The sequence below is a fragment of the Pseudomonas sp. LBUM1640 genome (assembly GCF_059716225.1).
This window is the reverse complement of record NZ_CP166816.1, coordinates 2,816,837-2,831,387: the sequence shown is the minus strand read 5'-3', so window position 1 is coordinate 2,831,387 and position 14,551 is coordinate 2,816,837. Positions and strand designations below refer to the sequence as shown.

At 62.5% G+C, this 14,551-nt stretch carries 2 protein-coding genes; one reads left to right on the top strand and one right to left on the bottom strand.

The genetic code is table 11. From position 1 onward, the window contains the following. Nucleotides 1-45 precede the first annotated feature (45 nt). Nucleotides 46-2,487 (top strand): TonB-dependent siderophore receptor, encoded by a 2,442-nt coding sequence (locus tag ACA065_RS12750; RefSeq protein WP_497694819.1) that lies wholly within the window; start codon nucleotides 46-48, stop codon nucleotides 2,485-2,487. A gap of 209 nt (nucleotides 2,488-2,696) precedes the next feature. On the opposite strand, the gene ACA065_RS12745 is transcribed toward ACA065_RS12750, so the two are convergent. After that, nucleotides 2,697-14,549, bottom strand: coding sequence for a non-ribosomal peptide synthase/polyketide synthase (locus ACA065_RS12745; RefSeq protein ID WP_497694818.1), 11,853 nt, complete (start codon nucleotides 14,547-14,549; stop codon nucleotides 2,697-2,699). Between the last annotated feature and the right edge of the window lie 2 nt (nucleotides 14,550-14,551).

Genomic DNA, 14,551 nt, shown 5'->3' with positions numbered 1-14,551 from the left:
AGACACCTATAACTTGCCCACTTAAACATAGAAGAGAAAGCATCCATGCCAGCAAGACTCGGTCTCAGCCCTCTGAGCAAAGCGCTATCCATGCGCCGGGCCCTGAACATCAATCTTCTTCCGAGCGCCCTGGCCCTGGCGATATCGCTGCCGGTTGCAGGTTATGCGCAGGCGCAGGAGATCGAGCTGGATATTCCTGCACAGTCGCTGGGGAGCGCGCTGCAGGAATTCGGGCGCCAGACCAACGTGCAGGTGCTGTACAGCCCCAGCGATGTGCAGGGCAAGAGCAGCCGTGCGGTCAAGGGCAAGATGCAGCCGCAGCAGGCCATTGATACCTTGCTCGGTGGCACTGAGACGACTCACAGCCTCAACGGCAACTCGTTGACCGTAACCGCTGCCGGTACAACTACAGGGCTGGAGTTGAGCCCTACCCAGGTGACCGGCAACGCGTTGGGCAACATCACCGAGGACTCCGGTTCCTACACGCCGGGCACCATCGCCACGGCCACCCGCTTGACCCTGACGCCGCGGCAAACCCCGCAGTCGATCACGGTAATCACCCGCCAGCACATCCAAGACTTCGGCCTGAATAACGTTGATGACGTGATGCGCCACACCCCGGGCATCACCGTGTCGGCCTATGACACCGACCGCACCAACTACTATTCCCGGGGTTTTTCGGTCAACAGTTTCCAGTACGACGGCATTCCGTCCACTGTGCGCAACGTCGGCTATTCGGCGGGCAACACCCTGAGCGACATGGCGATCTATGACCGCGTCGAGATACTCAAGGGCGCCACCGGCCTGCTTAACGGCGCAGGCTCTTTGGGCGCAACCATCAACCTGATTCGCAAGAAACCCACCTCGCAATTCAAGGGCCATGTACAGCTGGGCGCAGGCTCCTGGGACAACTACCGCAGCGAAGTCGACGTCAGCGGCCCGTTGACCGACAGCGGCAACGTGCGTGGTCGCGCAGTGGCGGCGTATCAAGACAAAAAGTCCTTCATGGACCACTACTCACGCAAGACCGAAACCTACTACGGCATTACCGAGTTCGACCTGTCCCCCGACACCATGCTGACCGTGGGCTTCGACTACCAGGACAACATTCCACAAGGCTCGAGCTGGTCCGGTTCCTTCCCGCTGGTAAACTCCGACGGCAGCATCAACAAGATGCCGCGCTCCTACAACAACGGCACCACCTGGAGTTCCTGGGAGCAAAACACCCGCACCGCGTTTGCCATGCTCGAGCATGACCTGGGCGATGGCTGGGTTACCAAATTCCAACTCGACCACAAGATCAACAGCTACCACGCCGACCTCGGCTCTATCCAGTTCGTCCAGCCGGCAGCCGATGGCACCGCGGATATCAACGGGCAGAAGTACACCGGCGAAACCAAAAGCACCTCCGCCGACCTGTATGCCACCGGGCCTTTCAGCCTGTTCGGTCGCGACCATGAACTGGTGGTGGGCGGCTCGATCGGCACCTCGCGCTGGCAAGGTAAAGGTTATTGGTCGCCGGAATGGCCAGGCGGCAACAAAATCGATTTCTACAACTGGAATGGCAAGATCGCCAAGCCTATCTACGGCCCGGTCCAACAGTACACCGACGACACCATCCGTCAGACTGGTTATTACGTGACCACCCGCTTGAACGTGATGGATGACCTCAACGTGATCATCGGCGGGCGCGTTGCCAACTACCACGTCACCGGCAACAACCCGTCGTATAAAGAAACCGGCAGGTTCATTCCTTATGCCGGTGTGATCTACGACCTGAACGACAACTTCTCGCTGTACACCAGCTACACCGATATTTTCCAACCCCAGGAAAGCACCTATAAGGACCGCGACGAAAAACTGCTGGAACCGGACGAAGGGCAAAACTACGAGTTGGGCCTGAAGGGCGAGTTCTTCGACGGTCGCCTCAACACCAGCATCGCGTACTTCGAGGTGCATGAGACCAATCGTCCGATCTCGGACGATGCCTACAACAACCAGACACCGGCTCCGAGAAACTGGGCGTTCAAGAGTTCCAAGGCCGTCACCAAAGGCTATGAAGCGGAGATCTCCGGTGAGTTGAGCCCAGGCTGGCAACTCCAGGGTGGCTACACTCATAAGATCGTACGGGACGAAGACGGCAAGAAGCTCTCCACTTTCGAACCCGAACACCAGGTCAACCTGAACACCACCTACAAACTCAAGGGCGATCTGGACAAGTTCACCGTTGGTGGCGGCGTGCGCTGGCAGACCAAAGCCTGGAATGAAATCTACAACAGGCCGCTCGATAAAAACCAGGACATCACCCAGTCGTCCTATACGGTGGTGGACCTGATGACCCGCTATCAGGTCACCAAAAACCTCTCGGCGACCGTCAACTTCAACAACATCTTCGACACGACCTACTACACCAACGTGGGCTTCTACGACTCGGCTGCCTATGGCGAGCCGCGTAACGTGATGGTCAGCACCCGCTGGGACTTCTGACCTGATGCACTGATGCACTGATCGCCCAGGCGATCAGCCCAACGCCCGATGAAAGCGCCGCTTTCATCGGGCTTTTTTTGTGCCTGTGTATTGAGGTGTGCTCCCACAGAAAAGCACGTCTGCGGCACTCTTTTTTATGCCTGCCCGGCCTGAAATCCAGCACAAAAAAACCCGGATCGATGATCCGGGTTGTTTCGTGCAGTGGCCCCTTACTCCATGGCGGCCACCAAACTGTTGATGAACTCGGCACTGTCGATAATCCCGTCATGATCGGTGTCGATCATCACTGAACGCTCGATGCGCCCCTGGCCAATCACACCGGCCATGTTTTGCTCGATCAGGTCTTTGAACTGCCCGGCGCGGCTCAACGAGGCCCACCAGCAACTGACCGGCGCCTGGATCGGCTTGAAGTCAGCTGCTGCCAAACGCTCGCTCAACGCACGGTCAACCTCCCAGGAAATCTGCGCCTCGTTGCCGCGCAATAGCTCTTCCTTGATGCCGGTGAAAGCCTCGCCCAAGGTCTGCTCGGCCCAGGCCACAAACGCGTGCCATTGCCCGGCCTCATCCGCAGCCTGTCGCTGGCACTGCTGCCACGCGCCTTCAATCTGCTCGGCAAACGCCGGGAACATCACCCCAAGCAACGCCGCGCGCCGTTCGCTGGCCGACACCTCACGCTCATCCTCAATGACCACCGCGTCCCAATAAGGCTTGAGCCACTGCGGCGGCGCGGAGTCGATCCAGCCGACAAACTCGACCTTGCGTCCTGCTTGCTCCAGCGCGTAAGCGACTTCCATCGCCAGGTTACCGCCCAGCGACCAACCGGCCAGGCGATAAGCGCCCTGTGGCTGAGCCGCCAGCAATTGCGCGGCGTAATCGTCAACCATCGCCTGCCACTGCGGCACCGCCGCGCCCTCTTCCACCAGCGCACGGCAGATCACCCCATACACCGGGCGTTGCTCGCGTAGCGCCAAGGCTATGGCGGTGTAGCAATGCACCGAGCCAAAGCTTGGGTGGAACATGAACAGCGGCGTACCTTGGGTCTGGCTGTTGAGCTTGACGATCAACTCGCTGCGCGCGCTGCCCTGCAGGCAATTGACCTGCCCACGCACGGTGGGGTTGAGCATCAATTGGCTGACGGACAGGTTGACCCCGCTGACCTGCCGGATACGCTCCTTGAGCAACAGCACACGTAACGAATGACCGCCCAACTCAAAGAAGTTGTCGTTCAGCCCTACCCGCTCAACGTCGAGGACCTCGCTCCAGATCGCCGCAATCTGCTGCTCAATCTCGCTGTGCGGCGCCTGATACGCCTCTGCGCCGTTTGCTTCAGGTTTGGGCAGTGCCTTGCGATCCAGCTTGCCATTGGGGCTCAGCGGCATCTGCGCCAACACAACCCATTGCGCGGGCACCATGTAATCCGGCAACTGCGCAGCCAGGTGAGCAGCGACGAGTGCCTTCCAATCCTCACAAGGCGCCTGCAACACCACGTAACCCACCAGGTGCGTGCCGTCCACGGCCAGCACGGCCGCTTCACGCACGCTGGCATGCTCCAGCAGGCGCGCCTCGATTTCTCCCAACTCGATGCGCAGGCCGCGCAGCTTGACCTGATGGTCAATGCGCCCGGCATACTCGATCACACCATCGTCGCGATAACGCGCGAGGTCGCCGCTACGGTACAGGCGCTCGCCGCTGCCGAACGGGTCAGTCACAAAACGTTCAGCGGTCAACGCCGGCCGACGGTGATACCCCCGCGCCAGGCCAATACCGCCCAGGTACAACTCGCCCAACACGCCCACCGGCGCGGGTTCCAGGTTGCTGTCCAGCACGTAGCAGCCCAGGTTGGCGATAGGCCGGCCAATCGGCACGGCATCACGGCCTTCCTCGACACAGGTCCAGTGGGTCACATCGATGGCGGCCTCCGTCGGCCCATACAAGTTGTACAACTGGGCCGCGGGCAGCTTGGCAAATGCCTGTTGCTGGGCGTCCACCGGCAATGCTTCACCGCTGCACACAATGCGTTGCAGGCTATGGCAGGAGCCCACCGCCGCGTCCTGCAAGAAGGCTTGCAGCATGGACGGTACAAAGTGCAGCGTGGTGACTTGCTCGGCGTTGATCAGGCTGACCAACCGGGCCGGGTCGCGATGAGCCCCCGGCGCCGCCACCACCAGGCGTGCGCCGGTCATCAGCGGCCAGAAGAACTCCCAGACCGACACGTCAAAACTGAACGGGGTCTTCTGCAACACCGTATCGCGGCCATCCAGGCCATACGCCTGCTGCATCCAGCAAAGTCGATTGGTCAACGCCGAATGCCGATTGCCGGCGCCCTTGGGCTGCCCGGTCGAGCCCGAGGTGTAGATCACATAGGCGAGGTTTTCGCCATCCACTGCGACATCAGGATTATGCTCACTGTAGCCTTCAAGCCATGTCTCGCCGATCTCCAGCACCAGGCTTCGCACGCCTGCCGGGATCGGCAGTTGCTGCAACAAGTGAGCCTGGGTCAGCAGCAAACTCACACCACTGTCCTGCAGCATGTAGCTGAGTCGATCACGCGGGTATTCCGGGTCCAGCGGCACATACGCACCACCGGCCTTAAGCACAGCCAACAGGCCGACGACCATCTCGATGGAGCGCTCCACTGCCAGCCCCACCAGCACGTCCGGCCCGACACCGGCTGCCATCAAGCGATGCGCCAGGCGATTGGCCCGACGGTTCAGCTCGGCGTAACTCAGCTGCTGCCCGGCAAACGCCAGAGCCGGGGCGTCTGGCGTACGCAGCACCTGGGCCTCAATCAACTGATGCACGCCCTGATGCAGCGGGTAGCTCTGCGTCGTGGCGTTCCAGGCCTGCAGTGTCTGGCGCTCGGCCTGCGTTACCGACGGCAGTGCAGCCAGGCACTGCTCGGCATCCTTAATCAAGGCACTCAGCAACTGCTGGAAGTGCTCGGCCAGGCGCTGGATATGCGTGGCGCTGAAGGCCTGCCGGTCGTAGTTGAATTCAAGCCCCAGGCTGTCGCCCATGCCTAACAGCACAGTCAACGGGTAGTGCGTCTGCTCGAGGCTGTGCACGGCACCAAAGCGCAGACCCGACGGCGCGCCCTGCTCCAACGCCTCGGACACCGGGTAGTTCTCGAACACCAGGATGCTGTCGAACAGCGCCTCGCCACCCAACCCGGCCCAGCGCTGGATCTCGAACAGCGGCGTGTGCTCTTGCTCACGCAAACGCACGTTCTGCGCCTGTATCTGCTGCAGCCATTGGCTGACCGACATCTGCGCCTCAGGCGTGGCCACCACGGGCAGCGTGTTGATAAACAAACCGACTTGCTGCTCGATACCACGCAACTCGGCCGGGCGGCCCGCCACGGTGGCGCCGAAGGCCACGGTGGCCTGCCCGGTGTGATGCTGCAACAGCAATAGCCAGGCGGCTTGCACCAGGGTATTGAGGGTGACCTTGTTGCTTTGGGCGAACGCTTTGAGGCGTTCGGTGTGAGCGGCGTCAAAACTCAGGCGATGTTCGCCATTGGCCGCCAACGCAGCGGGCTCATCGTGCGACGGGTCACGTGCCAGGCGCGTAGGCGCTTGCAGGTTCACCAGCTGCGCTTTCCAGAAGGTTTCGCTGACGGCTTTGTTCTGCGCCTGCAGCCAGGCGATGTAATCGCGATAACGCCCGCTCGGTGCAGCCAGCGGCTCGCCGGCATAGTGTTGCAACACCTCACCAAACAGCTGCGAACCGCTCCAGCCGTCCATCAGGATGTGGTGATTGGTGTAGATCAGGTGATAACTCGACACACCCGTGCGGATCACCGACAGGCTCAACAGCGGCGCCTGTTCCAGCACAAAACCCTGAGCCCGCGCCGACTCGGCCAGGCTGTCGAGTGCCGTGAGGCAATCTGCGCGGCCCTGCCAGTCAAGTTCCTCGAGCGGCATGCGCCGCTGCTTGTAGACCACCTGCAACGGCTGCTCCACATCGGTCTGCCAGAGGAAGCCGCTGCGCAGAATCTCATGCCGGTCGACAGCCGCCTGCCAGGCCTGGCGGAAGCGCGGCACGTCCAGGCCGTCCACATCGATGCGCATTTGGTTGATGTAGTCGCCCGAACCTTCGCCATACAGCGACTGGAACAACATGCCTTGCTGCATCGGCGACAGCGGGTAGAGGTCTTCAACCTCAGAGACGCTCAGTGGCAACGCATCCAGCTGGCCTTGAGACAAGCGCGCCAGCGGGAAGTCCGACGGCGTTACGCCTTGGTTGGCCGCCGCGCAGCAATGCTCGATCAAGCTTTTGAGTTCCAACGCGTAGTCATCCGCCAACTGCTGCACGGTCGCTTGCGCGAACATTTCCTGGCTGAAGCTCCAGTTCAACTTCAGCTCACCGCCATAGACCTGGCCATTGATTTCCAGCCAGTTACCCAGCGGCGCATCCAGGCTTTGCTCGGCACCACTGCCATCACCGGACGGCGCGAACAGACCTGCCTGTTCGCCGCCCTCGAAACTGCCGTCAAACTGCCCCAGATAGTTAAAGGTGATACGCGGGCGCGGCAACGCGCCCAATGCTTGTTGCGCCTCGGCATTGCCCAGGTAACGCAAGGCACCAAAGCCCAGGCCTTTATCCGGGACGGCGCGCAGTTGTTCCTTGATCTGTTTGAGCGAGCCTGCCAGGGAGTCGGTCGGTGTCAATTGCAACGGATAGAGGCTGGTAAACCAACCGACGGTGCGGGTCAGGTCGATCTCATCGAACAGGTCCTCGCGGCCGTGGCCTTCCAGGCGGATCAGCATCGACGCGTCACCGGTCCAGCGCACCATCACGCGCGCCAGGGCCGTCAGCAGCAGGTCGTTGATCTGGGTACGGTAGGCGCTCGGGGCGTCTTGCAACAGGCGTCGGGTAAACCCTTGATCCAGGTGCGTCGTCACACTCAGTGCATGACGGTTGCTCACGCTGGCCTGCGGGTCGGCACCCGGCAAACCGGCGCGGCTGCCATGCAACTGGGCCTGCCACCACGCCAACTCCTGGGTCAGCGCTGCAGTGCCGGCGTACGTTTGCAAGCGCTCGGCCCAGGCGCGGGTGGAGCTGGTCTTGGCCGGCAGTGCCACACGCGCGCCTTCAGCCAGTTGGCGGTAGGCGGTTTGCAGGTCTTCCAACAGGATGCGCCACGACACACCGTCCACCACCAAGTGATGGATCACCAGCAGCAAGCGTTGCGAGCCGTCGGCCATGCCGACCAATACCGCGCGCAGCAAGGGGCCTTGGCTCAGGTCGAGACTGCGCTGGGCCTCATCGCCCAGGGCCTCAAGCTCTTCGACAGTATTGAGCGTGGTCTGCCACAGCACCTGTTCGGCCTGATGCTGCTGCGCAGCTCGATACGCCGCGTTCCAGCCCTCTGCGCCTTGTACAAACGTGGTGCGCAGGGCGTCGTGATGCACAACCAACGCCTCTAGCGCCGCCACCAGCACCGGCACCTCCAGCCGTTGGTGCGGTTGCAGCACCACCGACTGGTTCCAGTGCTCACGCTGCGGGATGTCATCGGCAAAAAACGCATGCTGGATCGGCAGCAGCAATAACTCGCCGGTCAGCGCTGACTGATCCAACACCACCGCGCCCTCGCCTTCGCGGGCGACCGCCGCCAGGCTTTGGACGGTCTGATGCTGGAACAGGTCTTTGGGCGTGAACCGCACACCCGCTTGGCGGGCACGGCTGACCACCTGGATCGAGATGATCGAGTCGCCACCCAACTCGAAGAAGTTGTCATGCAAGCCCACACGCGGCAGGCGCAGCACGTCCGACCAGATCGCGGCGATCTTCTGCTCCAGGTCACTCTGCGGCGCAACGTACACCTGCTGCATCTGGCTCACGTCGGGCAGCGGCAAGCCTTTGCGATCCAGCTTGCCGTTGGGGGTGAGCGGCATGCGCGCCAGGAACATCAAGTGCGTGGGCACCATGTAGTCCGGCAGCCGCGTTTTCAAGGCGCGGCGCAACGCTTCGCGGCCGTTCGATTGCGCCACGGCATCGTCGATCAATGCCGCGTCCAACGGCACCACATAGGCGACCAACTGCTTACCGTTCGGGCCTTCCTGGGCCACCACCACGGTTTCACCGACACTGTCCTGCTCGCGCAAGCGGGCTTCGATTTCACCCAGTTCGATACGGAAACCACGGATTTTCACTTGGTGGTCGACACGGCCCAGGTAGTCCACCACGCCGTCCGGGCGGCCACGCGTCAAGTCGCCGCTGCGGTACACACGGCTGCCGGGTTTGCCGAACGGGTCCGGCACAAAACGCTCGGCGGTGAGTGCCGGGCGCTCCAGGTAACCCCGCGCCACGCCCTCACCGCCCAGGTACAGCTCGCCGGCCACGCCGATGGGTTGCAGGTTGAGTTGCGCGTCCAATACGTAGCCGCTGCGGTTGCCCAACAACGTACCAATCGGCGCGTAGACGGCGCCGCACGGGTCGCCCTTGCGCGCCTTCCACAACAGCGGCGTCACCACGGTTTCGGTGGGGCCGTAGCCGTTGAACAGGTAGGTCGGTTTGAGCGCACGCCAGGCCAGGTCGTAGCTCGCCTGCGCCACCGCGTCACCGCCAAAGCAGTAAACGCGCACTGCCGGTGGGTTGCCGTCGCGCTCGGCGTGTTCAGCCAGTTGTTGCAGGTATACTGGCGGGAATACCGCCATGGTCACGTTGTGGCGGTGCATTTGTGCGTAGGTGTATTCCGGCAGCCACAGGCTGTCATCGCGGATCAGCACGCTGGCGCCGTTGATCAACGGGTGCATCCAGCCTTCGTGCGAGCCGTCGAAGGCGAACGACATGAAGTGCAGTTCGCAATCGGCCGGGCCGGTTTCATAGCGCTCGCCGGTCGCGATGATATGCGCCACCAACGGGCCGTGGGACACCGCCACGCCCTTCGGCATGCCGGTGGAGCCGGAGGTGTAGATCACGTAGGCCAGGTTGTCGCCGTCCAATGCGACCTGTGGATCGGTGTCGTCATCCTTGGCCCAGGCTTCGGTGCGATCAACCGCGAGCGCTTCCAGCCCCTGCGGAATCGGTAGCCGCTGCTGCACAGCCGAGTGGGTGAGCAACAGTTTGGCGCGGCTGTCTTGCATCATGTACAGCAAGCGGTCGCGTGGGTATTCCACGTCCAACGGCACGTACACGCCACCGGCTTTCATCACCGCGAGGAACGCCACCATGATCTCGGCACTGCGCGGCATGGCGATGGCCACGCGTACTTCCGGGCCGACACCGCGGGCAATCAAGGCGTGCGCCAGGCGGTTGGCCTGGCGGTCGAGTTCGCCGTAAGTCAGGGTTTGCGAATCGAATTTAACCGCCACGGCATCCGGGGTTTCCCGGGCGCGGTCAGCGACCCTTTCGTGCACCAGGCGTTTGGCCGAGAAGCCCGAATCAGTGCAAGTCCACAGGTGCAGAATCTGTTGCTGCTCTGCGCTGTCCAGCAGCGGCAGTTGGCTGAGGGTTTGCTGCGGGTTGGCGACCATGCCCTGCAACAGGTTCTGCCAATGGCGAGCCATACGCTGCACGGTGGCGGCTTCAAACAGGTCCTGGGCATAACCGAGCGTGGCCCAGATGCCTTCGGTGGATTCCTGGATATCCAGGTCCAGGTCGAAATGCGCGGTCTTGCTCTCCCAGTCCAGCCCTTCCACCCGCAGGTGCGGCAGTTGGTGTTGGACCTGCGCCTGGCCCACATCGGTCTGATGGTTGAACATCACTTGGAACAACGGGTTGTGGCTCAGGCTGCGTTCCGGCTGCAAGGCCTCCACCAGTTGCTCGAACGGCAGGTCCTGATGCGCCTGGGCATCCAGCGCGCGCTGACGCGTGTGCTGCAACAACTGCTCGACGCTCATCTGGCCATGCAGGTCGGCCTTGAGCACCTGAGTGTTGACGAAAAAGCCGATCAGGCGCTCGGTCTCGCTGCGATTGCGGTTGGCAATCGGCACGCCGACGCGGATCTCTTCCTGGCCGCTGTAGCGGTGCAGCAAGGTCTGGAATGACGCCAGCAACAGCATGAACAACGTCACGCCTTGCTGCTGGGCCAACGCCTTGAGGTCGTGGGCCAGTGCCGGTGCCAGCTCGATAGCCAGGCGCGCGCCACGGTGGCTTTGCACGGCTGGGCGTGGATGATCGAACGGCAGCTCCAACACGCTCTGCTCACCGCCCAGCACATCGCGCCAGTACGCCAGTTGACGGGTCTTTTCGCCCGCGTCCATCCAGTTGCGTTGCCACACGGCATAGTCGGCGTACTGGATCGGCAGCACCGGCAATTGCACGCCCTGCCCTTGGCTGTAAGCGGCATAGAGCTGCACCAACTCCTCCACCACCAACTGCATCGACCAACCATCGGACACAATGTGATGCTGAACCAGCACCAGCACATGCTCATCAGCGGCCAGACGCAACAGCGTCACGCGCAGCAAAGGCCCTTGTTGCAGGTCGAACGGCTGGGCGATTTCAGCTTCTACGCGCGCCTTAAGCTGGGCTTCCTCGACATCGCCACGCGCTATCTGCACCGACGCCAGCGGGTCAATCACCTGCACCGCGCCGTCGTGGGTCTGGCGCACATGGGTGCGCAGGCTTTCATGGCGGGCCAGCAACGTGTCGAAACTGCGCTGCAGCGCCGCCGCGTCCAACTGCCCTTTCAAGCGCAGGGCGCTAGGTACGTGGTACGCGGCGCTTTGCGGCTCCAACTGCCAGAGAAACCACTGGCGCTCCTGGGCATACGACAACGGCAACGGCTGCTCACGCTCCACCGGCACCAGCGCCGGAGCCTTCGGGGCCGTCGGGGAACAGGCTTCGATGGCGGCGACAAAACCGTCCAGGCGCGGCTGCTCGAACAGAGCCTTGAGTGGCACTTCCAGGTTCAGCGCCTGACGAATGCGCGAGACCACCTGCATCGCCAGCAGCGAATGCCCGCCCAGTTCGAAGAAATGCTGCGTCAGGCCTACACGCTCAGCGCCGAGGATAGCGGCCCAGATCGCGGCAACCTGCTGTTGCAGCGTGGTGACTGGCGCTTGCCAATCGGCTTGCACCGACGTGGCATCGGGTTTAGGCAGGGCCTGACGGTCCAGCTTGCCATTGGGGTTCAACGGCATGTGCGTGAGGAAGATCAGGTGCGCCGGCACCATGTAATCCGGCAATTGCTCGCGCAGCGTGGCCTTGAGCTGTTCACCCGCGCCAACCTGCTCTTGCTCGGACAGCGCCTGCGTGGGCACCACGTAGGCCAGCAGTTGGTTGTCAGCCGCCAGCAGCAGGGTTTCGCGCACGCCTGCTTGAGCCAACAGCAACGCCTCGATCTCACCCAGCTCAATGCGAAAACCACGGATCTTGACCTGATGATCGACCCGCCCGACATACTCGATGATCCCATCGGCGCGACCGCGGGCCAGGTCACCGGTGCGGTACAGGCGCGCGCCCGAGTGGCCGAAAGGGTCGGCGACAAAACGTTCGGCGGTCAACCCAGGTTGCTGCAAATAAGCACGCGCCAGGCCACTTTCACTGGCGATATACAGCTCACCCACGGCACCGACCGGCAACAGGTTCAAATCGCGATCGAGCACATACAACCCACGCCCACTCAGCGCGCGGCCGATAGGGCTGGCGCTGGCGCCGATTACGGTGGTGTCGTCGCTGCAATCCAACACACTGGACACCACGGTCGCCTCGGTAGGCCCGTAGGTATTGAGCAGGCGTACATGCCCAAGCCCTGCTTGACACCACAGCGCCGGGCCATCCAGCGGCATGGCTTCGCCGCCGATATGGATCTGGCGCAGTGCGCCGTAAGCGCGTGGGCCGGCTGCCAGGCAATCCTGCAAGAAAAGTTTCCAGTAGGCCGTGGGCAAGTCGGCCAGGGTAATGCCCTGGGCAATAATCTGCCGGTACAGCTCGGCACCGTCCCACAGTTGCGGGCCACGCAGCACCACGGTGGCACCGAGGGTCAGCGCCGGGTACAGCTGCTCGACGAAACCGTCGAAGTTCAGGGTCGCGAACTGCAACACCCGGTCATCCGCGGTCAGGCACGAATAGTCGGCGGCAATGCGCGCGAACTCACTCAAGGCGGCATGATTGATGGCCACGCCCTTGGGTTTGCCGGTAGAGCCTGAGGTGTAAATCACGTAGGCCAGGCTGCGCGGTTCGAAGTCGAGCCGCAGATTGTGCTCGGCACACTGCGCCCATTGAGCATCGGCCAAATCGATGTCCAGGGCCGACACGTGCTCAGGCAACGGCAGGCGCTCACGCAGCGATGACTGGGTCAGCACCAACCGCACGCCGCTGTCTTCGAGCATGTGCACCAGGCGCTCACGCGGGTATTCAGGGTCGAGTGGCACATAGGCGCCGCCCGCCTTGAGCACCGCCAGCAGGCTCACCACCATCGCAAACGAGCGCTCCACGGCGATGCCGACCAGCACTTCCGGGCCTACGCCCTCGGCAATCAGGTAGTGGGCCAGCCGGTTGGCCTGGCGGTTCAACTCGCCATAGCTGATGGCCTGCTCATCCAACGCCAAGGCTTGGCGTTGCGGGTGCTGCTCAGTCTGTACTTCGAACAGCTGATGCACCGCGTGCAGTTCAAAACCGGTGGCCGGCGCGTTCCACTCCTGGCGTATCACCTGGTGTTCGGCGGCGCTGAGCATCGTTATGTCGCTGAGACGGCTATGAGGTGCACTCACCACCGCGTGCAGCAGGTTCTGCCAATGCTGCGCCAAACGCTCAATCGTTGCGGCGTCGAACAAGTCGGTGGCGTAGGTCAGCGCCGCCCAAATGCCTTCTGCGGATTCATGGGTGTCCAGGCTCAAATCGAAGTGCGTGGTCTGGCTGTCCCAGTCCAGTTCCGAAACCCGCAGGCCCGGCAATTGCTGACCTTCGCGCCTGCCCTGGGCGTCCGTCTGGTGGTTGAACATCACTTGGAACAAAGGGTTGTGGCTCAGGCTGCGCTCGGGCTGCAACGCCACCACCAGTTGTTCGAACGGCAGGTCCTGATGGGCCTGGGCTTCCAGGGAGCGGCGCTTGGTCTGTTGCAGCAGTTCGACGAAGGACATCTGCCCGTCAAGGTCGGCCTTGAGCACCTGGGTGTTGACGAAAAAACCGATCAGCCGCTCGGTTTCGACACGGTTGCGGTTGGCAATCGGCACGCCGATACGAATGTCCGACTGCCCGCTGTAGCGATAAAGCAAGGTCTGGAACGCGGCCAGCAACAGCATGAACGGGGTGGCGCCCTCTTGCTGCGCAAGGCGCTTGATACCGCTGACCAGTGCCGCTGGCAGGTGCACCTGCAAGCTGTTGCCGCGATGGCTTTGCTGGGCCGGTCGCGGGTGGTCGAGGGGCAATTCCAGCACAGGCTGCTCGCCGCCCAGCAGGGCCTGCCAGTAAGCCAACTGGCGGGCTTTCTCGCCTGCCTCCATCCAACCGCGCTGCCACAGGGCATAGTCAGCGTACTGGATCGGCAGGTCCGGCAATTCCAGGCTTCGGCCCTGGCTGCAGGCGGCATAGAGCTGCACGAGTTCCTCGACCATCACCTGCATCGACCAGCCATCGGAAATGATGTGGTGCTGCACCATCACCAGCACATATTCATCGTCAGCCAGTTGCAGCAGCGTCACGCGTAGCAGCGGCGCCTGGAGCAGATCGAAGGGCCGCGCAACCTCGGCTTCCACCTGTGCCATCAGGTGCTGTTCGTCCGTGCGCCGCTGCACAATTTCAACGCGGGCCTCAGGCATTACGGCCTGCAACAGTTGCTCGCCGTCCTGCACCAGGCGGGTACGCAGGCTTTCGTGGCGGGCCAGCAAACGGTCAAAACTGTGTTGCAGCGCCGCCAGGTCCAGCTGGCCTTGCAGGCGCAGCGCACCCGGAATGTGATAAGTAGCGCTGTCAGGGTCCAACTGCCAGAGAAACCACTGGCGTTCCTGGGCGTAAGACAAGGGCACTGCGTCGACATCGTGTCGGGTTGGCGCAATCGGCAATTGCGCAAAGCTCATGCCGCGCGCTTGCAGGCGCTGATAAAACTGCTGACGTTGTTCAAGCGGCAGGCGAAGAAAGCGCGAGACCAGATCGATATTAGGGTTGGAAAGCATGG